We start from the raw sequence: 25195 nt of genomic DNA, 5'->3' as shown, positions 1-25195 counted from the left end.
GGAGGCGCATTATAGGGAGTTCTTTCGCCCTGACAACCCCTAATCTGAAAAAAGTTTTCAACCGTCTTTTTTTTACGCAAAACCGCATCAAACTGGTAGTTTTTCGAGCTTTTTAAAGCCGTAGCGCTCCAGAACGGGCATTAATTGTGCAGTTTCCGGCGTGAACGCCATGCAGTAGGCAATATTACTGTCTGCCGACGCGGCTTCCGGCGCTTCATGCTCAAGTAACCAGACCGTTCGACGCGCGATTGCCGCACCGGAATCAATCAGGCGCGTCCCTTCCGGCAGCACCGCCAGAAGCTCATCCGCCAGTAACGGGAAATGCGTGCAACCCAGCACTACGGTATCAGGCGGCTCCGGCATGCGCAGCCAGGGACGCAGAATGCGTCGCAGCTCATCAAGGGACACCGGCTCGCCGTGCAGCTTCGCCTCGGCCATCTCCACCAGCTCCGCTGAACCAAGCATTTCTATATGGCACTCTGCGGCAAAGCGGGCGATAAGCTCATGGGTATAAGGACGACGCACGGTCGCGCGGGTGGCGAGCAGGCCGACAACGCCATTTGCCGTCAGGCGCGCGGCGGGTTTGATGGCCGGGACGACGCCCACCACCGGAAACGGGAATTTCTCACGCAGCGCCGGCAGTGAAACCGTGCTGGCGGTATTACAGGCGATAACCGCCAGCGCCAGCGGATAACGCGCCTGCACCGCGGTGACAATCTCAACGACGCGCTCGACGATAAACGTCTCACTCTTCTCCCCATAGGGAAAGGCGACGTTATCGAAAGCGTAGATATAGTGCAGATCCGGCAACAGCTGCCGGATCTCATCATAGACAGAGAGTCCCCCCACACCGGAGTCAAACACCAGTATGGTGGGACGAGCCTCAGAAGGTGTAGCTGCCAGACAAAGTGTATTCTCGTCCTGCAGTAGCGTAGCCATATACCGTCTCGTACTCTTTATCAAACAGGTTGGCGATTTTACCACGAACCGTCAGCGCAGAGGTGACTGGATATGAAACGGCGAGATCCCACAGGCTGATACCGCCGAGCTTCACTTTCTCCGAAGGGAAGGTATTGAAGTTGGTGTCGTAGCGCTCGCCAATGTACTGATAGGTGACGTCCCAGCCAAGGTTAGCCACATCGCCGCTGATATCGTACTTAACCTGCTTCCGGGCGCGACGCAGTAAGCGTTCATCGGTTTCATCGTCGCGCGGGTCGATATACTGCAACGTAAGCTGGTGATTCACCGGCCCGGTTGCCATATTCCCCGTCCACTCCAGTCCTTTAATGGTGGCTGACTTCACATTGTAATAGCCGTCATTATCGTAACTAATCAGGTTGTCGATCTTGTATCGCCACGTCGAGACGCGCCAGTCCAGTGGACCGGTCACCCCTTCAATGCCCGCTTCCCACTGTCTGGATTCTTCCGGTTGCAGATTAGGGTTCGAGGCGATGCCATATTGCGGCGAGCCAAACTGCTGGGTCAGGCCCGGAGCCAGGAAGCCGGTACCATAGGAAACGGTCGCCCGGTAACCTTCAACGAATTCCCATCCCGCGGCGGTTTGCCAGGTACCGTGCCAGCCAAACTGTTCGTCATGGTCTTCACGGCCCGACGCCTCAAGCGTCACGCTATCCAGAACCTGCTGCTGCCCGGTGAGATAGAGTCCCGTCGTGTCGCGCTTATAGCTGTCAGCGTCAGCCTGCGTGGTAGCGGTAAGCTTTTCCTGTTTCCAGTCGACGCCGGCGCTGACTGAGCCATGCCCGACGATCAGGTTATTGCCCCACTGAATATACCGCTGCTCCATGCGGTCGAGCGTCGTGCCATCGTGGTAGCGGCCATAAAGGCTGCTGTAGTTATAGCTTTTCAGCTTCTGGAAGCTGGCAATAAGTTGGGAAGAGTAGCTGTCGGCGCTATACCGCAACCCGGTATCCCATGACTGATTGTAATACTGGTTTTCATCCGCGCTATAGGCGGGGGAGAACGGTGGGCTACCCACATCGTAATCAATATTATTGGCGTAGCCGTAACCGCGGAAGAAGCCGTTCACGCTGTCGGAAAAGGTGTGCTGAAGGCTGCCAAAGAAGGTTTTATTGCGAAAGCCATCGCGATCGCCATCGTGATCCCAGGTGGAACCAGGCTGAACGTTAAACGCTTTGGTCGTCTGGTACGCCCCGGATGCGGTCGCCACGGTATCGCCAAAGCGCTGGCGTAACGTGCCTGCATATTCCTGATAGCCTTTAGAACCGACGCCCGCCTCAATCTGGGAGGTCTCTTCCTGGCTCTCGGTAATGATGTTAATGACGCCGCCAATGGCACCCGAGCCGTACACCGCGGAGCGCGGGCCACGAATATACTCGATGCGCTGAATCAGCGCGGCCGGGATCTGGTAGAGGTTAGATTCATTAGAGAGATTGGGGCGCGGCACCGGCACGCCGTCCATCAATATAAGAGCATGGCGTGCATCTGTACCGCGGATATACACGGAAGCCTGCTGGCCCATCCCTCCGCTCTGGGAAATATCAACGCCCGGCAAACGGCGCAATACATCCAGCACCGTTTTAGACTGCCATTTATCTATTTGCTCGCGCGTGACCACGTCCGTCGGGGCCAGCACGGTGTTGACCGGCTGCTGAAAACGGTTGGCGGTCACTACCAGAGTGTCCGGCTTGCTGTCCTGCGCCCAGCCGGAAAATACCGTGACGGACAGGGCCGACAACAGCGAGAGTTTCTTTATCATCATTAACTACGCATCCGCTTATTATTATGGATGCCGCAGGCACGATCGATAGCACGCGATAATCGAGCCTATTGCGACGTATTCCGGCAGGTATTCGGGCTGGGTGGCGTTTGTCGGACGACGACTTCCCACTTCCTGCGAAGCAGTGTCTGCATGATGCTGTCGTCCCGCCAGTCTTTACCGCTGCGCGTCAGCTCCAGATTCACACTGGATTCCCTTTTCACTCAGGAGACCGGAGCGTGCATGCTACCTGTAGCAGCGTATAGATGTCCAGACTGCTATCGTTAGCGATGGATATTCGAACAAAGCTGGACATCAGGCCCGCATTCCCTACAATCGCCCGCGTAATTTTTTATCACCAGGATGCCATGATGACCCCTGAACACCTTCCGACAGACCAATACGATGCGCAGCTCGACGAGAAAGTCCGCCGTCTGGAAAGCATGATGGCGCCCTTCGCGGCACCCGCACCGGAGGTGTTCCGCTCGCCGGTGAGCCACTACCGGATGCGCGCCGAGTTCCGCATCTGGCATGACGGGGACGATCTCTACCACATCATTTTTGACAGCGAGACGCGCCAGCGCATTCGCGTGAACAGCTTCCCGGCCGCCAGCGAGCTTATCAACCAGCTGATGCCGGTCATGATTGACAGCGTGCGCGACAACCGCGTGCTGCGCCACAAGCTGTTCCAGATTGACTACCTTACCTCGATGAGCAATCAGGCGGTGATCTCGCTGCTGTACCATAAAAAGCTCGACGATGAGTGGCGCGAGCAGGCCACGGCGCTGCGCGACAGCCTGCGCGCGCGTGGTTTTGACGCGCAGCTGATTGGCCGCGCCACCAAAACGAAAATCGCGCTGGATCGCGATTACATCGACGAGCGCCTGCCGGTGGCCGGTAAAGAGATGATTTATCGTCAGGTAGAGAACAGCTTTACCCAGCCGAACGCGGCGATGAACATTCAGATGCTGGAGTGGGCGCTGGATGTGACCGCGGGTTCACGCGGCGATCTGCTGGAGCTGTACTGCGGCAACGGCAACTTCTCCCTTGCCCTGGCGCGCAACTTTGAACGTGTGCTGGCCACCGAAATCGCCAAGCCGTCGGTGGCGTCCGCGCAGTACAACATCGCGGCGAACCATATCGATAACGTGCAGATTATCCGCATGGCGGCGGAAGAGTTCACCCAGGCGATGAACGGCGAGCGGGAATTTAATCGTCTGCAGGGGATCGATCTGAAGAGCTACCAGTGTGAGACGATCTTTGTCGATCCGCCGCGCAGCGGGCTGGATGACGAAACCGTGAAGATGGTGCAGGCCTACCCGTCCATCCTTTATATCTCGTGCAACCCCGAGACCCTGTGCCGCAACCTGGAAACCTTCAGCCAGACCCACAACGTGGCGCGTCTGGCGCTGTTCGACCAGTTCCCCTATACCCATCATATGGAATGCGGCGTGCTGCTGACCCGCAAATAAACAGACGGCCCTCCCGACATGCGAGGGCCGTTTTTTTATTCCGCCAGGCTTTCCCGGCGGCTGCGCAGGCGAAAGATAATCCAGAACAGCAGGATAACCGTCAGGATGGACGGCACGAAGTTCGAGCCGATCGCCGGGTATTCGGCGCGCACCACGGTGCTGTAAACCAGCACCCCGAGCAAGAAGCAGGCGGCGGCAATCCCCGGCAACCCCAGCGGCATGGTGCGATTCTGATAGCGCTGGTGCAGGCACCAGGCGGAAAGCACCAGCGAGATAATCGGAAAAATGGAGAAGGGTACGATATCGCTGAACAGCGCCGTGAAGGTGCCGTTAATCGAGAGGCCGGCGACAAACGCCAATAGCAGCGTACCTTTTTCCTGAACAGAATTTCTCATCGTTCTTCCTTCAGTTTTCAACGTTTTGGGCAATCTTCTCTTGCTCACGGCGATACCAGTAGTACGCCCCTTTTGCGATCATGCGCAGCTGGAGCACCAGCCGCTCCTCCAGCTGACGGCGCTGTTCGGGCGTCACATCGAGCGCTTCCGCGCCAGCGCTGAAGACGATAGTGACCATCGCTTCGGCCTGCGCTTCGGTGAAGGCGCGCGGCATGTGATTTTCGAGCTCGAGGTAATCGGCGAGTTCCGCAATAAAGTGCTGGATTTCACGCGCCACCGCGGCACGAAACGCCGCAGACGTACCGGAGCGCTCGCGCAGCAGCAGACGGAAGGCGTTAGGGTTGTTACCGATGAACTCCATAAAGGTCGACACCGATGTGCGGATCACGCTTCCGCCCTTGGCAATACGCTGACGGGCCTGACGCATCAGCTGGCGCAGCATTAACCCGCTCTCGTCCACCATGGTGAGGCCGAGCTCATCCACATCACGGAAGTGGCGATAAAACGACGTCGGCGCGATCCCCGCCTCCCGTGCGACTTCGCGCAGGCTGAGGCTGGCGAAACTCCGTTCCGCACTTAGCTGGCTGAACGCGGCATCGACTAGCGTACGCCGGGTTCGTTCCTTTTGTTGCGCTCTTACACCCATCACGTTGCCTGCATCCTTATCTCTACAGCCGGTACTCTTGAGCGGTTAAAATTACCGGGTTTGCCGCAGATTGTGAATGGAAGTTTTTATTCAAGACGTAACCCCGCTACGTAAGCGCGGTGGCAGGCGCTCACGCGCGCTTTTTTACGCCCGGTTGCGCTAAGTCCATCCTTAATGAAGGGTATTCATTGGGTTATCGCGGGAGAGGTGTTACAATCTTGTTGCTTTTATGTATAAGAACAGGTACGCCTTACCATGCCACACACCTACGATTATGATGCAATAGTGATTGGTTCCGGCCCCGGCGGCGAAGGTGCTGCTATGGGGCTGGTTAAACAGGGAGCCAGGATAGCGGTTATCGAGCGCTACCATAACGTTGGCGGCGGTTGCACCCACTGGGGCACCATCCCGTCAAAAGCGCTTCGTCACGCTGTCAGCCGTATTATCGAATTCAAACAAAACCCGCTGTACAGTGAACACGCCCACCTGCTCCGCTCCTCTTTTGCCGATATCCTCAACCACGCCGACAACGTTATTAATCAGCAAACCCGCATGCGTCAGGGGTTTTATGAGCGTAACCACTGCGAAATCCTCGAGGGCAGCGCCCATTTTGTGGATGAACATACGCTGTCGCTGGAGTGCCCGGACGGATCGGTAGAAATCCTGACCGCGGAAAAATTCGTGATTGCCTGCGGTTCTCGCCCTTATCATCCGACGGACGTTGATTTCAGCCATCAGCGTATCTACGACAGCGACTCCATCCTCAGCCTTCACCATGAACCGAAGCACGTCATTATCTATGGCGCCGGGGTGATCGGCTGCGAATACGCGTCTATCTTCCGTGGGATGAACGTTAAGGTGGATCTTATCAACACCCGCGACCGCCTGCTGGCGTTCCTTGACCAGGAGATGTCGGATTCGCTCTCCTATCACTTCTGGAACAGCGGAGTGGTGATTCGCCACAACGAAGAGTACGAGAAGATTGAGGGCGTGGATGACGGCGTCATCGTACACCTCAAGTCCGGGAAGAAGGTGAAAGCCGACTGTCTGCTCTACGCCAACGGCCGCACCGGTAACGTCGACTCGCTGTCGCTGGAGAACATTGGTCTGGAAGCGGACGGACGTGGGCTGCTGAAGGTCAACAGCATGTACCAGACCGCGCTGCCGCACGTGTATGCGGTGGGCGATGTGATTGGCTACCCGAGCCTGGCGTCAGCGGCGTACGATCAGGGCCGTATCGCCGCACAGGCGATGATCAAAGGCGAAGCCTCGGCGCATCTGGTGGAAGACATTCCGACCGGCATCTACACCATTCCGGAGATCAGTTCGGTAGGCAAAACCGAGCAGCAGCTGACCTCGATGAAAGTGCCTTACGAAGTGGGTCGCGCCCAGTTTAAACACCTGGCGCGGGCGCAAATCGTCGGCATGAACGTCGGTACGCTGAAGATCCTGTTCCATCGCGAAACGAAAGAGATTCTCGGGATCCATTGCTTTGGTGAGCGCGCGGCCGAGATTATTCATATCGGCCAGGCGATTATGGAGCAGAAAGGTGGCGGTAACACGATTGAGTACTTTGTTAACACCACCTTCAACTACCCGACCATGGCGGAAGCCTATCGGGTAGCGGCGTTGAACGGGCTAAACCGCCTGTTTTAACGTGCTGTCGAAATGGCCATCCATCGATTTACGGATGGCCTCTGCCAGCTGCTCATAGCGGCTGCGCAGCGGCGACCCCGGACGGTAAACCAGCCCGATAGTACGACGCGGCTCCGGCTTGTAGCACGGCAGATACACCACGCCGTCGCGACGACGCTCGTTAGGCACGGCCAGCGCCGGTAGCAGCGTAATGCCGCTGCCTGCTGCAACCATGTTGCGCAGCGTTTCAAGGCTGGTGGCACGGAAATGGGTGTCTTCATCCGCACCCGCTTCAAAACAGAAGCCCATCGCCTGATCGCGCAGGCAGTGGCCATCTTCCAGCATCAGCAGCTTTTCACCCGCCAGATCGGACATCGGCACGCGGTCGCGGTTGGCCCACGGGTGATCCTCATACACCGCCAGCATCATCGGCTCGTCAAACAGCGGCACTTCGATAAAGGCCTCACTCTCTTTGACCAGCGCCAGAATGGCGCAGTCGAGCTTACCGCTGTCGAGCTGCGCCAGCAGCTGATGGGTCTGCGCTTCGTGCAGGTACATCTCAAGCTTCGGGAAGGTCTGATGCAGCATCGGGATCACCAGCGGCAGCAGATAGGGGCTGATGGTTGGGATGAGACCAATGTGCAGCGGGCCGGACATCGCCTCGCCCTGCTGGCTCGCCATCTCTTTCAACACTTTCACTTCGCGCAGCACGGTACGCGCCTGATCCACCAGCAACAGCCCGGCCTGGGTAAACAGCACCTTGCGGCTGGTACGCTCTAGCAGCATCACGCCCAGTTCATCTTCAAGCTTACGAATTTGACCACTTAAGGTAGGCTGGCTGACGTGACAGGCATCGGCTGCACGACGAAAATGACGATGCTCGGCAAGCGCCACCAGGTACTCAAGATCACGAATATTCATTACTCTTCCTCCGCCGCCACGATAGTTCATGGCGATAGATATCATAGCAACCAACGATTATCCCTATCAAGCGTTATGCCCAATAATGCACCTACACAACGAGGCGGGGCAACACCATCCCTCATGCTGTTCCCCTCGTGACAGAGTTCTCTCTGACCTGAATAACTAAAGCCAACGTGAACGTTTTAGCGGACAGTATGTCCGCTTTTTTTTTTGCATAAAAAAGCCCGGCACAAGGCCAGGCTGTTGATTCGTTTCGCTTCTCGCTTACACCAGACGCCCTTTCGCCTCAGCAATCGCCCGCGCCACCTGGGTCGGCGATACGCCCCCTTTTGCCGCACGCTTATCAAGGCACGATTGCAGGGAGAGGATCGGATAGACATCATCCCCGATAACGCTGCTGAACTTCTGCAGATCCGCCAGCGCCAGCGCTTCCAGCGGTTTGCCCTGGGCAATCGCCTCTACCACCGCTTCACCCACGATATGGTGCGCTTCACGGAAAGGCACGCCTTTGGCGACCAGATAATCCGCCAGTTCGGTGGCGTTGGCGTAGCCCTGCTGGGCCGCTTCCTGGCAGCGCGGGCGCTTCACCTGAATGCCGTCCAGCACCAGCGTGGCCATGTGCAGGCAGTCAAGCCAGGTATCGAGCGCGTCGAACAGCCCCTCTTTGTCTTCCTGCATATCTTTGTTATAGGCCAGCGGCAGACCTTTAAGGGTCATCATCATGCCGGTCAGCGCACCCTGCACGCGTCCGCATTTACCGCGGATAAGCTCCAGCGCATCCGGATTCTTCTTCTGCGGCATCAGGGACGAGCCTGAGGTCACGCGATCGGACAGCTCCACAAAGCCGGCTTCACCGGAGTTGAAGAAAATCAGATCTTCCGCGAAGCGCGACAGGTGAACCATCCCGATGGCGGCATCGGAAAGCAGCTCAAGCACGTGGTCACGGTCGGAGACGCTGTCGAGGCTGTTGCGGGTCGCGGAGGCGAAGCCCAGCCAGCCCGCCAGCTGCTCACGGTCGATCTCATACGCCGTGCCTGCCAGCGCCCCACTCCCCAGCGGGCTGACATCCAGACGTTTGAGCGTATCCTGCAGGCGGCTCTCATCGCGCGCCAGCATTTCGACATAGGCCAGGCACCAGTGGGCAAAGGTGACCGGCTGCGCGCGCTGAAGATGGGTGTAACCCGGCATCACCGCGTCCTGATTGTTCTGCGCGGTTTCCACCAGCGCGCTTTGCAGCTGACGGCTCGCCATCAGCAGTTCACTGACCTGCATCTTGCACCACAGCTTCAGGTCGGTTGCCACCTGATCGTTACGGCTGCGGCCGGTGTGCAGCTTCTTACCGAGCGGCCCCACCTTGTCGATGAGTTTCCCTTCCACCCAGCTGTGAATATCTTCGGCATCGCTTTCCAGGATGAGCTGCGGATTGAGGCGCACCTCTTCCAGCAGGGTGTTCAGCGCCTCTTCCAGCTGCAGCTGTTCATCTGCCGTCAGTACGCCCACGGTCACCAGCGCTTTGGACCAGGCTACAGAGCCTACGATATCCTGCTCTGCCAGGCGGTAATCAAAGCGCAACGAGTCGTTAAACTGTTTGAACCGCTGATCCGCTGCCTGTGTAAAACGTCCACCCCAAAGTGCCATAACCTACTCCGTAACTTTTCTATCCTGACATGAATGGCGGGTGCGCTACTGCGTCCCCGCCCTGCGACAGACCTGAATGATTTTTTTAAACTGGCGGGCAGACGCAGCCTACCCGCCATGGATGCAAAGACGTACTTACTTTTTCTGCTCGTTCAGCGCACGAATACGTGAAGAGAGCGAGAACAGACGGATAAAGCCGCCGGCGTGGCTGTGATCGTACACCTCGTCTTCGCCGAAGGTCGCGAAATCTTCGTTATACAGGCTGTTCGGCGATTTCTTCTGCAGCGCGGTGACCTGGCCTTTATAAAGCTGCAGCACTACTTCACCATTGACGTTCTCCGCCAGGGATTCCGCCGCCGCCTGCAGGGACTGACGCAGCGGGGCGAACCAGCGGCCATCGTACACCACATAGGACATTTCAAGGCCAACCTGCTCGCGCCATTTGAAGCTGTCGCGATCCAGCACCAGCTGCTCAACGCCGCGCAGCGCTGCCATCATGATGGTGCCCCCTGGGGTTTCGTAGCAGCCGCGGGACTTGATGCCCACCAGACGGTTTTCCACGATGTCGATACGGCCTACGCCGTGCTTCGCACCGATTTTATTCAGCGCTTCAAGGCAGCCGAACGGCGAGAGGTGTTCGCCGTTCACCGCAACCACGTTGCCTTTCTCAACGGTGACGGTCACCTGCTCCGGCTGGTCCGGGGCGTCCAGCGGATCCACGGTCCACACCCAGCAATCTTTATTCGGGGCATTCCACGGGCTTTCCAGCACGCCGCCTTCGGTGGAGATGTGCCAGGCGTTCTCATCACGGCTGTAGATTTTTTCCAGCGACGCGGTGGTCGGGATGTCACGCTCTTTCAGGTATTCCAGCAGCGCTTCACGGGAACGCAGGTTCCACTCACGCCACGGGGCAATCACTTTCAGGTTCGGTGCCAGCGCCGCCCAGGCGGATTCGAAACGCACCTGGTCGTTGCCTTTCCCGGTCGCACCGTGGCACAGCGCGTCAGCACCCACTTTGGTGGCAACATCCACCAGCGCTTTGGCGATCAGCGGACGCGCCATTGAGGTACCCAGCAGGTAGCTGCCTTCGTACAGCGCGCCGGTTTGCAGTACCGGATACACATAGTCTTTGATGAACTCTTCACGTGCGTCCACCACGTAGCATTCGGTCGCGCCCGAGCGCAGCGCTTTCTGTTCAACGCCTTTCAAATCATCACGGTCCTGACCGATATCCACCACGCAGGCCACCACTTCACAGCCTTCATAGTTTTCCTGTAGCCAGGGAATGATCGCCGAGGTATCCAGACCGCCGGAGTAAGCGAGAACAACTTTTTTGATGCCGTGGTTTTGCATGTGCTTTTCCTTTCAATATTCTGTTTGATGCGCAAACTATTTCGCGTCGCGGGAAGGCGGCAAACGTCGCAGCCCCCGCGAGCTTACATAAGTCAGTGGCCGGGAGTGTGCGCGTGCAGCCCACTCACCAGCGGCCCGAATGGTGAAACGTATTCAGGCAAGGATCCGGGTGCCAATCGACACCCCGTTAAATAAAGAGGGCAACTGCTCCGCGTGGCGCCAGGAGGCGATATCCACCGGGCGCCCGAGGGTGCGGGCCGCATCGAGCGCCGCGTTCACTTTGACAATCATGCCGTCGGTGATAATGCCCTGCTCAATCAGCTGCTGCGCTTTCGCTGTGGTCACTTCGGCGATGCGCTGACCTTTGCCGTCGAGAATGCCGCTGACGTCAGAGAGCAGAATCAGATCGGCGCCGAGCGTTGCCGCCAGCGCGGTAGCCGCCTGATCGGCGTTCACGTTCATTAGCTCGCCTTCCGCGGTCACGCCGATGGAGCTGATCACCGGCAGGTAACCCGCCTCAAGCAGCGTGTTGATAAGCGTCGGCGAACCCGGTTCGGCCTGGCCGACGTGCCCGAGGCTCTCGTCAAGCTGGGTCACTTTCACGCTGTCGCCATCGCCGAGGAACAGGCCAACCGAGGCGATGTCGTGCTTCTTCGCCCAGGCCAGCAGCGTTTTGTTGGCGGAACCCGCCAGCGCGCCGGTGATAATGTCGATCTGATCCGCGGGGGTAACGCGCAGGCCATTTTTCTTGGTCACCGGCAGATTCAGCTGCTTCATCAGCTCATCCACCACGCAGCCGCCGCCGTGTACGATAACCAGCGGGCGTTGGTGATCCTGACGATAGTTGACCAGCGCGGTAAACAGACGCTCCAGCGCTTCTTCGCTGTCGAGGAGTACGCCGCCCAGCTTAATAATTAACGGATTCATCATCTCACCTGACTCGATTAAATAAGAGACTGCGTTTCGGCGAAGCCAAAACGGATATTCGCGCACTGCACCGCCTGCGCCGCCGCGCCTTTCAGCAGGTTATCTTCGGCAGCAACCACGATAATGTGCTGATCCTGCACGGCGAAGCCGATATCGCAGAACGGCAGACCGACCACGTTTTTCAGCGCCGGAACGCCTTTGTCATACAGCCGCACCAGCGGTTTATTGCCGTAGGCGTCCTGGAACACCGCGGCGACCCGCTGCGCGGTGACACCGGGCTGCAGGCGGCAGGTGATGGTTTCCAGGATACCGCGCGGGAAGTTGCCGAGATGCGGGGTGAAGATCACCGGGGCATCAAGGTGCACGGCGATTTCCGGCTGGTGGCGGTGGTGAAACACGCCGTAAGGCTGAAGGCTCACTTCGCAAAAGCTGTTGGCGATCGCCGCTTTGCGGCCGGCGCCGCTCACGCCGCTGGTGGCGTTGATCACCGGCCACTGGTTAAGATCCAGCAAATCCGCCGCGATCAACGGTTTTAACGCCAGCTGCGCCGCGGTGGGGTAACACCCCGGCACCGCAATCAGCTGCGCGTCTTTAATCTGTTCGTGGTTCCACTCCGCCAGACCGTACACCGCTTTCGTCAGCAGCTCGGGATGCTGGTGGGTGAAGCCGTAGAAGGTGTCATAGAAGGCCGGATCGTTAACCCGGAACGCGCCGGAGAGATCGAACACCACGCAGCCTGCGGCAAGAAACTGCGGCGCAAGGTCATGGCTGACCTCATGGGCGGTGGCAAGGAACACCACATCAACCTGGCTAAACTCACTGATGTCGGACATCGGCTGCAGCGGCAGATCGACAATCCCCTTCAGCTGCGGATGCAAATCGGAGATTAACTTTCCCGCATCATTGCTTTGCGCTGAGACCGTCAAAGCGGTTATGGTCATATGTGGATGGCGATTCACATAGGCCACAAGCTCTGCGCCAGCATACCCGCTGGCACCAACAATCAGGGTTTTCAACATCGGAGCTCAACCTTCTTACGTCATTTGCTTCAGCGCGGGCTGGCGGGCCCAGGCCACGTCAGTGAGCGAGATTTGAATCACCGAAGCGAAACGAATTCCTTTACGCTCAACGTTATTGTATTTTTATTCATAAATTCTGCATGAATATTGATACTATCCGACCTGAGGTATGTCAACAGTGAAAATGAAATTACCACCATTTATCGAGATTTACCGCGCGTTGATCGCCACTCCTTCCATCAGCGCGACCGAAGCGGCTCTCGATCAGAGTAATGCGTCTTTAATCAATCTGCTGGCCGGGTGGTTCAAAGAACTAGGATTCAACGTCGAAGTACAGCCGGTGCCGGGGACACGCAACAAATTCAACATGCTGGCCAGCATCGGCCAGGGCGCGGGCGGCCTGCTGCTGGCGGGGCATACCGATACCGTACCCTTTGACGACGGGCGCTGGACGCGCGACCCGTTCACCCTCACCGAGCACGACAACAAGCTCTACGGGCTGGGCACCGCCGACATGAAGGGGTTCTTCGCTTTCATTCTTGATGCGCTGCGTGACGTGGATGTGACCACGCTGAAAAAGCCGCTCTACGTGCTGGCGACGGCGGATGAAGAGACCACCATGGCCGGCGCGCGCTACTTCTCGGAGACCACCGCCCTGCGTCCTGACTGCGCGATCATCGGCGAACCGACGTCGCTGCAGCCGGTACGGGCGCACAAAGGCCATATCTCTAACGCTATTCGCGTGCTGGGCCAGTCCGGCCACTCCAGCGATCCGGCGCGCGGCGTGAACGCCATTGAGCTGATGCATGAAGCCATCACCCATATCATGGCGCTGCGCGACGATCTGAAAGAGCGCTATCACTACGAGGCGTTCACCGTCCCTTATCCGACGCTGAACCTCGGCCATATACACGGCGGCGACGCGGCTAACCGTATCTGCGCCTGCTGCGAACTGCATATGGATATTCGTCCGCTGCCGGGTATGACGCTCAACGATCTTAACGGGCTGCTGGGCGATGCGCTGGAGCCGGTAAGCAGCCGCTGGCCGGGCCGCATTACGCTCTCCGAACTGCATCCGCCGATCCCCGGCTATGAATGCCCGCCGGACCATCAGCTGGTGCAGGTGGTCGAGAAACTGCTCGGCGCACAGACCGAGGTGGTGAACTACTGTACCGAGGCGCCGTTTATTCAGACCCTGTGCCCAACGCTGGTGCTCGGGCCTGGCTCCATCAACCAGGCGCATCAGCCGGATGAATATATCGAGACGCGTTTTATCAAACCGACCCGGGAATTGATCGGCCAGGTGGTGCATCACTTCTGCTGGCATTAAGCCTGCCGCTGCGTTTCTGCCCGCCGTGCATCTGACGAACGAATCGCTGCTCAACCTCACAAAGCCAGCCCGTTTCGCTGGCTTTTTTCCCTCTCGCAGACGCTGCCACTGCCTGGCCGCGCTGAGACTTTCAGGCAATTTTCATAAGCGTTACTTATCTGCAACAACATGCATTAACTTTCATAAATCGCTGCGCTTTATTCAGTTGCTGAACCGTTTTCGCCGCAATTGACGGGGGGGTTTTTACGTGGCTTTATAAAAGACGGTGTCTGATATCCGCTGTTTTTTGCACAGCGCTTTGCTGGCAACCGGAACGCGGCGGGTATAACAAAATAAAATGTAACGGGGTGTCTGGGTTAATATGAACGAACAATATTCGGCTTTGCGAAGTAATGTCAGTATGCTCGGGAAACTACTCGGGGATACTATCAAGGATGCGCTGGGAGAACACATCCTTGACCGTGTAGAGACCATCCGTAAGTTGTCCAAGTCGTCCCGCGCGGGCAACGAGGCAGACCGTCAGGAACTGCTCACCACCTTACAAAACCTGTCTAACGACGAACTGCTGCCGGTGGCGCGCGCGTTCAGCCAGTTTCTGAACCTGGCGAATACCGCCGAGCAATATCACAGCATCTCCGCCAAGGGCGAAGGCGCAAGCAACCCGGAAATCATTGCCCGCACCCTGCGCAAGCTGAAAGATCAGCCAGACCTGAACGATGCGGCGATCAAAACCGCCGTCGAGTCGCTGTCGCTGGAGCTGGTGCTGACCGCACACCCCACGGAAATTACCCGTCGTACCCTGATCCACAAAATGGTGGAAGTGAATAACTGCTTAAAGCAGCTCGACCACAAGGATCTGCCGGATTACGACCGTAACCAGATTATGCGTCGCCTGCGCCAGCTGCTGGCCCAGTCCTGGCACACCGATGAAATCCGCAAGTATCGCCCAAGCCCGATCGACGAGGCCAAATGGGGCTTTGCGGTGGTGGAAAACAGCTTGTGGGAAGGTATTCCTAACTACCTGCGCGAGCTTAACGATCAGCTCAACGAACACCTGGATTACAAACTGCCGGTGGATTTTGTCCCGGTGCGCTTCACCTCCTGGATGGGCGGCGACCGCGACGGCAACCCGAACGTGACCGCCGACATCACCCGCCACGCGCTGCTGCTCAGCCGCTGGAAGGCGACCGATCTGTTCCTGAAAGATATCCAGCTGCTGATCTCCGAGCTGTCGATGGTCGAGTGCTCAGACGGCCTGCGCGAATACGTGGGCGAAGAAGGGGCGCAGGAACCCTACCGCTACCTGCTCAAAGGGCTGCGCAGCCAGCTGCTGGCGACCCAGGGGTGGCTTGAAGCGCGCCTGAAAGGCCAGAAGCTGCCGAAACCCAAAGGGCTGTTGACGCACAACGAGCAACTGTGGGAGCCGCTGTACGCCTGCTACCAGTCGCTGCAGGCCTGCGGCATGAGCATCATCGCCAACGGCGAACTGCTTGATACCCTGCGCCGCGTGAAAGCCTTCGGCGTGCCGCTGGTGCGCATCGATATTCGTCAGGAGAGCACCCGTCATACCGAAGCCCTCGGCGAACTGACCCGCTATCTTGGCATCGGCGACTATGAAAACTGGTCCGAAGCCGACAAACAGGCGTTTCTGATCCGCGAGCTGAACTCCAAACGCCCGCTGCTGCCGCGCCAGTGGGAGCCAAGCGAAGAGACCCGCGAAGTGCTGGACACCTGCAAAGTGATCGCCGAAGCGCCGCAGGGCTCTATCGCGGCCTATGTGATCTCCATGGCAAAAACGCCGTCGGACGTGCTGGCAGTCCACCTGCTGCTGAAGGAGGCCGGTATCGGCTTTGCGCTGCCGGTCGCCCCGCTGTTCGAAACCCTCGACGACCTGAACAACGCCAACGATGTGATGACCCAGCTGCTGAACATCGACTGGTACCGCGGCTTTATTCAGGGCAAACAGATGGTGATGATTGGCTATTCCGACTCGGCGAAAGACGCCGGCGTGATGGCCGCCTCCTGGGCGCAGTATCAGGCGCAGGACGCTCTGATCAAAACCTGCGAAAAAGCCGGGATCGCCCTGACGCTGTTCCACGGACGCGGCGGTTCCATTGGCCGCGGCGGTGCACCGGCACACGCGGCGCTGCTCTCCCAGCCGCCGGGCAGCCTGAAAGGCGGCCTGCGCGTTACCGAACAGGGCGAGATGATCCGCTTCAAGTACGGCCTGCCGGAAGTGACCGTCAGCAGCCTGTCGCTTTATACCAGCGCGATTCTGGAGGCGAACCTGCTGCCGCCGCCGGAGCCTAAGCAGAACTGGCGCCACATCATGGACGAACTGTCGGCCATCTCCTGCGAGATGTACCGCGGTTACGTGCGAGAAAATGAAGAGTTCGTGCCCTACTTCCGCTCGGCGACGCCGGAACTGGAACTGGGCAAGCTGCCGCTCGGCTCGCGTCCGGCCAAGCGTCGTCCGAACGGCGGTGTGGAGTCCCTGCGCGCCATTCCGTGGATCTTCGCCTGGACTCAGAACCGCCTGATGCTGCCCGCCTGGCTGGGTGCCGGCGCCGCGCTGCAAAAGGTGGTGGATGACGGTAAGCAGGATGAGCTGGAAACCATGTGCCGCGACTGGCCGTTCTTCTCCACCCGCCTCGGGATGCTGGAGATGGTGTTCGCCAAAGCCGACCTGTGGCTGGCGGAGTACTACGATCAGCGCCTGGTGAAACCGTCGCTGTGGCCGCTGGGCAAAGAGCTGCGTGCGCAGTTAGAGGCCGATATCAACGTCGTGCTGGATATCGCCAACGACTCGCACCTGATGGCTGACCTGCCGTGGATTGCCGAATCCATCATGCTGCGCAACATCTATACCGATCCGCTGAACGTGCTCCAGGCCGAGCTGCTGCACCGCTCACGCCAGGCCGAAGAGGCCGGAGAAGCACCCGATGCCCGGGTTGAGCAAGCGCTGATGGTCACCATCGCAGGCGTAGCGGCCGGGATGCGCAACACCGGCTAAGCGTCGGCAATCGTTGAACTAACCCGGCCACCGCGCCGGGTTAACCTCTCTGAAATAGTCCTGTCATTTTTCTGTCATATTGCTTATATTCTGCTCGCTTTGATGCATGGAATGCCCGTCCTTCACGGGTCATAAAATCATACTTACTGCCGGCACCGCCCACCTTAAGGCGCGGTTAAGGTTTTGCTGCAATCGTAGCGGCACATGTTTTTGACAGGCGATATAACGAATGACCACCCCAGCTCAGGCTAAACCTCCGTTTAGCTGGTCCTCCCTTTCGTGGGCTTTACTCTATTTTTGGTATTTCTCCAGCGTTTTACAAATCATCATCCTGACATCCGGCTACAGCGGAACCAACGGTCTGCGCGATTCGCTGCTGTACAGCTCGCTATGGCTGATTCCGGTCCTGCTGTTCCCGGCAAAAACCCGCGTGATTGCCGCCGTAATTGGCGTGGTGCTGTGGGCCGTCTCCGTCTGCGCCCTGGGCTACTACGTGATTTACGGGCAGGAGTTCTCGCAGAGCGTGCTGTTTGTCATGTTCGAAACCAACGCCAACGAGGCGGGCGAGTACTTCAGCCAGTATTTCAGCCTTAAGCTGCTGCTGATCCTGCTGGCCTACACCGCGGGGGCGATATTCCTCTGGACGCGCCTGCGCCCGGTAACCCTTCGCGCCCCGTGGCACTACGTGACATCCGCGCTGATTTTTATCGGTCTGCTGATCTATCCCCTGGCCGTCGACATGCTTCACGGTCGTCCTCTGACGAAAGCGGTGAGCGGCCTGACATCCCGTATGGAGCCGGCTGCGCCGTGGCAGATGATTATCGGCTACACGCAGTACCGCACGCAGCTGAACAACTTACAGGGCATTCTGGACAAGAACCGCGCCCTGCCGCCGCTGGCGAACCTGAAAGACAACAGCGGCGATGCACCGCGCACGCTGGTGCTGGTGATTGGTGAATCGACCCAGCGCGGACGCATGAGCCTGTACGGCTACTCGCGCGACACCACGCCGGAGCTAAAAGCCCTGCGTGACAGCGATGCTGGCCTGACGGTGTTCAACAACGTGGTGACCTCTCGTCCTTACACCATCGAGATCCTCCAGCAGGCGCTGACCTTTGCCAACGAGAAGAACCCGGATCTCTATCTGACCAAGCCGTCGCTGATGAACATGATGAAGCAGGCGGGGTACAAAACTTTCTGGATAACCAACCAGCAGACCATGACCGGTCGTAATACCATGCTGACGGTGTTCTCGAAGCAGACCGATGTGCAGCACTACATGAACCAGCAGCGCACCCAGAGCGCCCGCGAGTACGACACCAACGTGCTGGCGCCGTTCAAGAGTGTGCTGGCCGATCCGGCACCGAAAAAGTTCATTATCGTCCACCTGCTTGGTACTCATCTGAAGTACAAGTTCCGTTACCCGGAAGACTGGGGCAAGTACGACGGGGATACTGCGGGTCTGCCGCCGGGCCTGGACAGCGAACAGCAGGAAGCCTACAACGACTACGACAATGCCAACCGGTTTAACGACCATGTGGTTGCCACGTTGATTAAAGACTTTAAGGCCACGGATCCAAACGGCTTTATGCTTTACTTCTCGGATCATGGTGAAGAGGTGTACGACACGCCGCCGCATGACATTCAGGGTCGTAACGAGGCGCAGCCGACGCGCCACATGTACACGATCCCGTTTATGCTCTGGACGTCACCGACATGGCAGGCGGCGCATCCACGCGATCTGCGCGGCGACGTAAACCGCAAGTACAGCAGCTCGGAGCTGATCCATACCTGGTCCGATTTGGCAGGTCTGCGCTATGACGATTTCGACCCGACGCGCTCTGTGGTCAACCCGGCGTTTAAAGAGACCACGCGCTGGATTGGCAATCCGTATAAGAAAAATGCCCTGCACGATTACGACACGCTGCCCTACGGCGATCAGGTCGGAAATCAGTAATAAAAAAGGCCACCTCATCGGGTGGCCTTTTTTTTTCGCACACATCAGGCGGCAATAACCGGCCGCACTCCCAGCGTATGACAAATGGCGTAGCTCATCTCGGCGCGGTTCAGCGTATAGAAGTGGAAATCCTTCACCCCTTCACGGCTTAAAATTTTCACCATGTCCATGGCGATGTTCGCCCCCACCAGCTTGCGGGTTTCAGGGTCGTCATCCAGCCCGGCATACATCTGCGACATCCAGGCCGGAATGCGTACGTTGGTCATGTCGGCAAACTTCTTCGCCTGTTTGAAGTTAGAGACCGGCAGAATGCCCGGGATGATCTCCACGTCGATACCGGTTGCCGCACAGCGGTCACGAAAGCGCAGATAGCTTTCAACGTCGAAGAAGAACTGGGTAATAGCGCGGTTGGCGCCGGCGTCGATTTTACGCTTCAGGTTAAGCAGGTCCGCCTGCGCGCTTTTCGCTTCCGGGTGCACTTCCGGATAGGCCGCTACCGAGATATCAAAATCCGCGACCTCTTTGAGCAGCGCCACCAGGTCGGTAGCGTACAGCTCCGGTTTCCCGCTGCCCGGCGGCAGATCGCCGCGCAGGGCCACGATGTGGCGAATACCGTTGTTCCAGTAGTCACGGGCGATGCAGCGCAGCTCGTCCGGGGAGGCGTCCACGCAGGTCAGATGCGGTGCCGCTTCCAGACCGGTGCGATCCTTAATCCCTTTGATAATGCTGTGGGTGCGGTCGCGCTCGCCGGAGTTAGCCCCGTAGGTCACGGAGACAAATTTCGGCTTCAGGCTGCTTAAGCGATCGATAGAGCTCCACAGGGTCTGCTCCATTTCACTGGTGCGCGGCGGGAAAAACTCGAATGAAACGTTAATCTGGCCCTGCACTTCTGCCAGGCTCTGATTCAGGGCTTCCCGCTGGTTGGCGTGAAAAAAGCTCATACCTTACCTCATCAATCGCTGCGTAATCGTTGTGTGTTTCGAACTTCTATACGTTTAGACGTCCAGATGTAAAAATGACGGAAAAGCGCGGGCGCGTCAACCGGTAAATTATTCCGTGATGTGAGTAATTTTCAGCGAAGATGAAAATGGTTCAGGATGGGTAAGACGTAAAGGCAGTACTGCGAGGCGGGCGGTAAGGAAAGCAGTAAAACGTGAAAGGGCATGGAGGGTGCGCCCGAGCGCCCCCTCCATAACGGCACTCAGAGCAGCTGTGCCAGGCGGTTGATATCCGACTGAATGGCACCCGCCGTGACGTCGCGGCCTGCGCCCGGCCCGCGGATCACCAGCGGGTTGTCGCGGTACCAGCGGCTTTCAATAGCGAAGACGTTGTCGCACGGCAGCAGAGCGGCCAGCGGATGCTCGGGACGTACCGCCTCCACGCCGACGCGCGCCTTGCCGTTGGCATCGAAGCGCGCCACGTAGCGCAGCACCAGGCCCATTTCACGAGCGGCCTCCAGACGCTGCACCATCTGTGCATTCAGCTCGTCGCCGTTCTCGAAGAAGTGATCCACCGATCCCTCTTCGCATCCGGCAGGCACCAGCGACTCCACCCGCACCTGATTCGGCTCGATGTCGTAGCCCGCTTCACGCGCCAGGATCACCAGCTTGCGCATCACGTCTTTCCCGGACAGGTCAACGCGCGGGTCCGGCTCGGTCAACCCCTGCTGCCAGGCCTGATCCACCAGCTCGGTAAAGGGCACCGTGCCGTCAAACTGCAAGAACAGCCACGAGAGCGTGCCAGAGAAGATCCCGCTGATGGCAAGAATGGCATCCCCGCTGTCGCGCAGGTCGCGCACGGTATGGTTCACCGGCAGGCCAGCACCGACCGTGGCGTTATAGAGCCAGTGACGCCCGGTTTTCGCGAACGCATCGCGGATCTGGCGGTATCGGGCGCTGTTGCTCGCCCCGGCCAGTTTATTGGCGCTGACCACGTGAAAACCGTGGCTGGCAAAATCAAGATATTGGTCGGCGAGCTGTTCGCTGGCGGTCACGTCGAGCACCACCAGGTCATCGTAAGGGTGGGCGCGCATCCACAGGAACAGCGACTCTTCATCCTGCTCCACCGCTTCATCATTGAAGAAGGCCAGCGCGCGGCTGGCATCCAGCCCCTCATAGTTCAGCAGGCTACGACGGCTATCCACCACGCCGGCCAGCACGAACTCAAAACCGGTCCGCGCCGAGAGCGTATCGCGCTCGCGGGCAAACAGCTCCAGCCAGCGCGAACCGATATTTCCTTTGCCGAACAGCACCAGGCCGATACGCTTTTCCGCGCGGAACAGCGAGGTGTGCAGGCCCTGAATCAGGCTCTCGGTTGGCCCGGCGCGCAGCACCGCCACCAGGCTGATGCCCTCCTCCGACTGCCAGATATACTCCACCGGCTGATCTTTCAGCTGCTGCCAGAAGCGGTGGCTGTGCAGCGGATTGCGGCATACGCCCGCCCCGACCAGCGCTACCAGCGCCAGCCCTTCACGCAGTTCCAGCGTGCCCGGCAGGTTGGCGGCCTCAAGAATGGCGAACGCGCTGCCCACTACTTCCGAGGTGTAGCAGAGCTGCAGCAGGTTACGATCGGGATGGACGCCCACCGACAGCGGACGCACCTGGGCGCGCTGCAGTACCAGGCTCAGCTCTTTATGCGCCAGTTTGAAATCGTGCTGCGGCGACACCTGGAACTCAATCAGGCAGACGTCATCATGGCTGGTGACGATGCGCGCCCCGGTGCCGGACGCCAGAACGCGCTCAATGCGCGTGGAGCCCTGCTCGGGGGTATAGCTACAGCGCAGCTGCAGATCGATATCGCTGCCGGATACCGGCTGCAGGGTGCGGGCGTGCAGTACCGGTGCCGCGAGACGTGCCAGTTCACTGGCTTCATCCAGCCGCAGCAGCGGCAGCAGGCAGGCATCCTTAACCTTACGTGGGTCGGCGCTGTAGACCCCGGCCACGTCGCTCCAGATGGTCACGCGTGATACGCCCGCCAGGGCGCCGATCTGGGTTGCCGAGTAGTCCGAGCCGTTACGTCCGAGCAGCACGGTTTCCCCGGCCTCGTTGCGGCTGATAAAGCCGGTGACCACGATGCGTTTACCGGGGTGCTGCACCAGCAGCTGCTGAAGCAGCGGGTATGAAAGGCCTTCATTAACCTGGGGCTGGGCGGCTCGCTCAGCGCGCAGAAACTCGCGCGCATCAAGCCAGGCCGCCTCAATGCCCTGATGATTGAGCACCGCCGCCATCAGGCGCGCCGACCAGATCTCGCCGTGGCCCACCACTTCGGCATACACCGCATCGGTGACGGTACCGTCCAGCAGCGCAGCAAGACGTTCGAGATCGCGGATAAATTCGCTGACCAGGCCGTCAGAGATGTCGGGGGGTAACAGGCCGCAGATGAGGTCGCTCTGGTAGCGACGCAGCGCCTGCTGCACCTGGTGCGCGGAGAGGCGATCGCTCTGGCTTAACTTCAGCCAGCTAATCAGCTGGTTAGTGGTGCTGCCCGCTGCCGAAACCACCATCATATCCCCAGGCAGGGAGTACTCGGTCATGATGCCCGCTACGCGCAGGTAACATTTCACATCGGCAAGACTGCTACCACCAAATTTATGCAGCTGACGACCCTTCGCCCCTGCCTGCGCTGTCACACTCATTTTTACCCCTCGGATGCGACCCGGAAGCCATTTTCCAGGTCAGCGATTAAATCTTCACTGTCTTCAATACCGGTCGAGATACGCAGCAGCGTCTCGGAAATGCCTGCCGCCGCGCGCGCTTCAGGTGCCATACCCGCGTGTGTCATGGTGGCGGCGTGGGAGATCAAACTTTCGACCCCGCCTAAGGATTCCGCCAGTGTAAACAGTGACAACCCGCTGAGGAAGCGGCGCAGCGTTTGCTCGTCGCCATCCAGTTCAAAACTGAGCATCGCCCCGAACCCTTTCTGCTGGCGCGCGGCAATCTCATGCCCCTGATTTTCCGGCAGCGACGGGTGATAGAGCTTTTTCACCAGCGGCTGGGTTTTCAGGAAATCGACGATCGCCTGGGCGTTGCGCTGGGCGACATCCATCCGTGGCCCAAGGGTGCGCAGACCGCGCAGCAGCAGGTAGCTGTCAAACGCGCTGCCGGTGACGCCAATATTATTCGCCCACCAGGCCAGACTGGTCACCGCTTCCGCCTCTTTGGCGATCACTACCCCAGCCACCACGTCCGAGTGGCCGTTAAGGTACTTGGTGCAGGAGTGCAGCACCAGATCCGCCCCCAGCGCCAGCGGATTTTGCAGCGCCGGGCTCAGGAAGGTGTTGTCCACCACGCTGACGGCACCCGCTTCCCGCGCCAGGCGACAGATTTTCGCAATATCCACCACCCGCAACAACGGGTTGCTGGGACTTTCTACCAGCACCAGCTTCGGTTTTTGCGCCAGGGCCTGCGCTAACGCCGCCTCATCATTCTGATCGACAAACAGTACCCGGTAGCAGCCGCGCGTCGCGAGGCTGTCAAACAGGCGATAGCTGCCGCCGTAACAGTCATGCGGTGCGACCAGCAGATCGCCAGGTTTCAGGTATACCGTCGTTACCAGATGGATCGCCGACATGCCGGTATTGGTCAGCACCGCACCGGCACCGCCCTCCAGTTCCGCCAGCGCGCGCTGGACCACGTCACGGGTCGGGTTACCGCGGCGGGAGTAGTCGTGCTCGCGCGGTTCGTTAAAGCCGGTGAAGTTATAGGTGCTGGAGAGATGGATCGGCGGGACAACACAGCCATACTGTTCGTCGTCATTCAATCCGCTACGCACTGCGATGGTGGCCGGTTTACGCGTCATGGTGATGGGCTTCCTGGCAAATTTCCGGATGAAAGAGGGTCACAGAGTAAACACTGCGTTAATAGACGTCAATACATCTGGACATCTAAATGTCTTTGCGTATAGATTGAGCAAAAGGCCAATTCCCGTTAAAATTATACGTTTTAGGGCAGTGACACAGCGGAAAGGCCGCAGACGCGGTATTATTCTACGCTGTACACAACGCGAATTGATGGCTAAGACCGTGAGGATTGTCCGGTTTCAGCCCTACCCCAATGACTAGAGGATTAAAGGTATCTCATGGCTGAATGGAGCGGCGAATATATCAGCCCCTACGCTGAGCACGGTAAGAAGAGTGAACAGGTAAAGAAAATTACGGTTTCCATTCCTCTGAAGGTGTTGAAGATCCTCACCGATGAACGCACGCGTCGTCAGGTGAACAACCTGCGTCATGCCACCAACAGCGAACTGCTGTGCGAGGCATTCCTGCATGCGTTTACCGGACAACCGTTACCGAACGATGCGGATCTGCGTAAAGAGCGCAGCGACGAAATTCCGGAAGAGGCGAAGATAATCATGCGTGAACTGGGTATTGACCCGGACACGTGGGAATACTGAGTGTGACGCGGGCGAGAAACCTCGCCCGCATCGTTCCATGTTCCTGTTATCAGAAGTTGTATCCCAGCCCGACGCGATAGCGGGTCTGGCGGTCCTCGGTGGTGGTCGTATTGTAGCCGGATGAGACGTTACCCAACTCGATAAACGGCACCCATGACCCGATTTTGTAGGCGACCCGGGCATTATATTCGTAATCTTCTTTTCGATTATTGTATAAGTCTTCGCTATCCGCGATTTTATAAATACCATTTAATTCATACATCCAGCTACCGATATTATAACCGAGCCAGACTTCAGGGCGATACACGGTTCTATCGTCCCGCCCATCCGCATTACGTCGAGTATATTCATTACGATAACGGAAAGCCGCCCACCAGTTATCATCAATATTATATTGCACGCGAATAAAAGGCTTATAAATGGCGATATCGTCGCCTGTTTCAACGGCTATGCCGGGCTGCCAGATGAATCCGCGCCAGATAAACTGATAGCTTGCCGTGTATTCATTACCGTTGCTCTCCATATTATTGAATGCATCATTAGACTCCTTGTCATCCGAGCGTGATATTGCCTCCACCGCCACCCCAAAGCCTGTCGCAAACCGATGGGACATGTAGATACGATCGTAGTTCCTGCCATCGTCGTAGTATTCATGACGATAATCCATATAACCTGCTTGCACGACTCCTGAGAATAATGCCAGCGCTATTGGTAGCGTTGTTATTTTCATTAGCGTTCCTTCACCTTGGCTTTAT

The 25195-nt window shown here is 58.3% G+C and carries 19 protein-coding genes and 1 riboswitch; of the genes, 6 read left to right on the top strand and 13 right to left on the bottom strand.

Translation table 11 applies throughout. The features are described 5' to 3' along the window. Positions 1 to 87: 87 nt before the first annotated feature. Both murI and btuB read right to left on the bottom strand, forming a co-directional pair. Positions 88 to 939, bottom strand: a complete 852-nt coding sequence (gene murI, locus DW58_RS00755; RefSeq protein WP_024550644.1) for a glutamate racemase — start codon at positions 937 to 939, stop codon at positions 88 to 90. Continuing rightward, positions 884 to 2737, bottom strand: a complete 1854-nt coding sequence (gene btuB / locus DW58_RS00750; protein WP_029696324.1) for a TonB-dependent vitamin B12 receptor BtuB — start codon at positions 2735 to 2737, stop codon at positions 884 to 886. Before btuB ends, murI begins: the two co-directional genes overlap by 56 nt. 68 nt (positions 2738 to 2805) lie before the next feature. Further along, a riboswitch (cobalamin riboswitch) is annotated at positions 2806 to 2989 on the bottom strand. A 119-nt stretch (positions 2990 to 3108) separates the two neighbouring features. Here btuB and trmA point away from each other — a divergent pair. Next, positions 3109 to 4209 (top strand): tRNA (uridine(54)-C5)-methyltransferase TrmA, encoded by a 1101-nt coding sequence (gene trmA, locus DW58_RS00745; protein ID WP_024550642.1) that lies wholly within the window; start codon positions 3109 to 3111, stop codon positions 4207 to 4209. 35 nt (positions 4210 to 4244) lie between these two features. On the opposite strand, the gene DW58_RS00740 is transcribed toward trmA, so the two are convergent. Continuing rightward, on the bottom strand, positions 4245 to 4604 hold the full coding sequence (locus tag DW58_RS00740; RefSeq protein WP_024550641.1) for a YijD family membrane protein: 360 nt from the start codon (positions 4602 to 4604) through the stop codon (positions 4245 to 4247). Positions 4605 to 4614: 10 nt separating this feature from the next. Continuing rightward, positions 4615 to 5253: an HTH-type transcriptional repressor FabR gene (gene fabR, locus DW58_RS00735; RefSeq protein ID WP_035884913.1), complete on the bottom strand. Its 639-nt coding sequence runs from the start codon at positions 5251 to 5253 to the stop codon at positions 4615 to 4617. A gap of 252 nt (positions 5254 to 5505) precedes the next feature. Between fabR and sthA the strand changes: the two genes are divergently transcribed. Continuing rightward, positions 5506 to 6906 carry a Si-specific NAD(P)(+) transhydrogenase gene (gene sthA / locus DW58_RS00730; protein WP_024550639.1) on the top strand — a complete coding sequence of 467 codons (1401 nt, stop codon included), beginning with the start codon at positions 5506 to 5508 and terminating at the stop codon, positions 6904 to 6906. Here the strand turns inward: sthA and oxyR are convergent. The 5 genes from oxyR to argC form a co-directional block, all read right to left on the bottom strand. After that, positions 6889 to 7806, bottom strand: a complete 918-nt coding sequence (gene oxyR / locus DW58_RS00725) for a DNA-binding transcriptional regulator OxyR (protein WP_024550638.1) — start codon at positions 7804 to 7806, stop codon at positions 6889 to 6891. The genes sthA and oxyR overlap by 18 nt on opposite strands. Before the next feature lie 267 nt (positions 7807 to 8073). Beyond that, a complete protein-coding gene (gene argH / locus DW58_RS00720) occupies positions 8074 to 9447 on the bottom strand; it encodes an argininosuccinate lyase (RefSeq protein ID WP_024550637.1) in 1374 nt (457 codons plus the stop codon). 135 nt (positions 9448 to 9582) lie between these two features. Next, positions 9583 to 10800 (bottom strand): argininosuccinate synthase, encoded by a 1218-nt coding sequence (locus DW58_RS00715; RefSeq protein WP_024550636.1) that lies wholly within the window; start codon positions 10798 to 10800, stop codon positions 9583 to 9585. A gap of 153 nt (positions 10801 to 10953) precedes the next feature. After that, complete coding sequence (gene argB, locus DW58_RS00710) at positions 10954 to 11730, bottom strand: acetylglutamate kinase (protein ID WP_152525599.1); 777 nt, start codon at positions 11728 to 11730, stop codon at positions 10954 to 10956. A gap of 14 nt (positions 11731 to 11744) precedes the next feature. Beyond that, positions 11745 to 12746, bottom strand: coding sequence for an N-acetyl-gamma-glutamyl-phosphate reductase (argC, locus tag DW58_RS00705; protein ID WP_024550634.1), 1002 nt, complete (start codon positions 12744 to 12746; stop codon positions 11745 to 11747). A 178-nt stretch (positions 12747 to 12924) separates the two neighbouring features. On the opposite strand from argC, the gene argE reads away from it, so the two are divergent. From argE to DW58_RS00690, 3 genes are all read left to right on the top strand, one after another. Then, a complete protein-coding gene (gene argE / locus DW58_RS00700; RefSeq protein ID WP_024550633.1) occupies positions 12925 to 14076 on the top strand; it encodes an acetylornithine deacetylase in 1152 nt (383 codons plus the stop codon). Between the two features lie 361 nt (positions 14077 to 14437). Continuing rightward, positions 14438 to 17089 carry a phosphoenolpyruvate carboxylase gene (gene ppc, locus DW58_RS00695; RefSeq protein WP_024550632.1) on the top strand — a complete coding sequence of 884 codons (2652 nt, stop codon included), beginning with the start codon at positions 14438 to 14440 and terminating at the stop codon, positions 17087 to 17089. Positions 17090 to 17318: 229 nt separating this feature from the next. Next, on the top strand, positions 17319 to 19046 hold the full coding sequence (locus DW58_RS00690) for a phosphoethanolamine transferase CptA (RefSeq protein ID WP_024562365.1): 1728 nt from the start codon (positions 17319 to 17321) through the stop codon (positions 19044 to 19046). A gap of 44 nt (positions 19047 to 19090) precedes the next feature. Here the strand turns inward: DW58_RS00690 and metF are convergent, their stop codons facing one another. The 3 genes from metF to metB form a co-directional block, all read right to left on the bottom strand. Beyond that, positions 19091 to 19987, bottom strand: coding sequence for a methylenetetrahydrofolate reductase (gene metF, locus DW58_RS00685; protein ID WP_024547505.1), 897 nt, complete (start codon positions 19985 to 19987; stop codon positions 19091 to 19093). A 260-nt stretch (positions 19988 to 20247) separates the two neighbouring features. Further along, positions 20248 to 22680 carry a bifunctional aspartate kinase/homoserine dehydrogenase II gene (locus tag DW58_RS00680; RefSeq protein WP_024547504.1) on the bottom strand — a complete coding sequence of 811 codons (2433 nt, stop codon included), beginning with the start codon at positions 22678 to 22680 and terminating at the stop codon, positions 20248 to 20250. Positions 22681 to 22682: 2 nt separating this feature from the next. Beyond that, on the bottom strand, positions 22683 to 23843 hold the full coding sequence (gene metB, locus DW58_RS00675; protein ID WP_024547503.1) for a cystathionine gamma-synthase: 1161 nt from the start codon (positions 23841 to 23843) through the stop codon (positions 22683 to 22685). Positions 23844 to 24122: 279 nt separating this feature from the next. On the opposite strand from metB, the gene metJ reads away from it, so the two are divergent. Then, positions 24123 to 24440 (top strand): met regulon transcriptional regulator MetJ, encoded by a 318-nt coding sequence (gene metJ / locus DW58_RS00670; RefSeq protein WP_024547502.1) that lies wholly within the window; start codon positions 24123 to 24125, stop codon positions 24438 to 24440. Between the two features lie 49 nt (positions 24441 to 24489). Here the strand turns inward: metJ and DW58_RS00665 are convergent, their stop codons facing one another. Then, complete coding sequence (locus DW58_RS00665; protein ID WP_024547501.1) at positions 24490 to 25170, bottom strand: oligogalacturonate-specific porin KdgM family protein; 681 nt, start codon at positions 25168 to 25170, stop codon at positions 24490 to 24492. Positions 25171 to 25195 lie beyond the last annotated feature (25 nt).

This window comes from Siccibacter turicensis LMG 23730 (assembly GCF_000463155.2).
GTDB classification, from domain to species: Bacteria; Pseudomonadota; Gammaproteobacteria; order Enterobacterales; family Enterobacteriaceae; genus Siccibacter; species Siccibacter turicensis.
This window is presented reverse-complemented; position numbering and strand designations above follow the sequence as displayed.

What these genes read in the sequence shown, in the direction of transcription:
- murI (WP_024550644.1), bottom strand. Translation starts at nt 939, where the DNA reads ATGGCTACGCTACTGCAGGACGAGAATACACTTTGTCTGGCAGCTACA.
- btuB (WP_029696324.1), bottom strand. Translation starts at nt 2,737, where the DNA reads ATGATAAAGAAACTCTCGCTGTTGTCGGCCCTGTCCGTCACGGTATTT.
- trmA (WP_024550642.1), top strand. Translation starts at nt 3,109, where the DNA reads ATGACCCCTGAACACCTTCCGACAGACCAATACGATGCGCAGCTCGAC.
- DW58_RS00740 (WP_024550641.1), bottom strand. Translation starts at nt 4,604, where the DNA reads ATGAGAAATTCTGTTCAGGAAAAAGGTACGCTGCTATTGGCGTTTGTC.
- sthA (WP_024550639.1), top strand. Translation starts at nt 5,506, where the DNA reads ATGCCACACACCTACGATTATGATGCAATAGTGATTGGTTCCGGCCCC.
- oxyR (WP_024550638.1), bottom strand. Translation starts at nt 7,806, where the DNA reads ATGAATATTCGTGATCTTGAGTACCTGGTGGCGCTTGCCGAGCATCGT.
- argH (WP_024550637.1), bottom strand. Translation starts at nt 9,447, where the DNA reads ATGGCACTTTGGGGTGGACGTTTTACACAGGCAGCGGATCAGCGGTTC.
- DW58_RS00715 (WP_024550636.1), bottom strand. Translation starts at nt 10,800, where the DNA reads ATGCAAAACCACGGCATCAAAAAAGTTGTTCTCGCTTACTCCGGCGGT.
- argB (WP_152525599.1), bottom strand. Translation starts at nt 11,730, where the DNA reads ATGATGAATCCGTTAATTATTAAGCTGGGCGGCGTACTCCTCGACAGC.
- argC (WP_024550634.1), bottom strand. Translation starts at nt 12,746, where the DNA reads ATGTTGAAAACCCTGATTGTTGGTGCCAGCGGGTATGCTGGCGCAGAG.
- ppc (WP_024550632.1), top strand. Translation starts at nt 14,438, where the DNA reads ATGAACGAACAATATTCGGCTTTGCGAAGTAATGTCAGTATGCTCGGG.
- DW58_RS00690 (WP_024562365.1), top strand. Translation starts at nt 17,319, where the DNA reads ATGACCACCCCAGCTCAGGCTAAACCTCCGTTTAGCTGGTCCTCCCTT.
- metF (WP_024547505.1), bottom strand. Translation starts at nt 19,987, where the DNA reads ATGAGCTTTTTTCACGCCAACCAGCGGGAAGCCCTGAATCAGAGCCTG.
- DW58_RS00680 (WP_024547504.1), bottom strand. Translation starts at nt 22,680, where the DNA reads ATGAGTGTGACAGCGCAGGCAGGGGCGAAGGGTCGTCAGCTGCATAAA.
- metB (WP_024547503.1), bottom strand. Translation starts at nt 23,843, where the DNA reads ATGACGCGTAAACCGGCCACCATCGCAGTGCGTAGCGGATTGAATGAC.
- metJ (WP_024547502.1), top strand. Translation starts at nt 24,123, where the DNA reads ATGGCTGAATGGAGCGGCGAATATATCAGCCCCTACGCTGAGCACGGT.
- DW58_RS00665 (WP_024547501.1), bottom strand. Translation starts at nt 25,170, where the DNA reads ATGAAAATAACAACGCTACCAATAGCGCTGGCATTATTCTCAGGAGTC.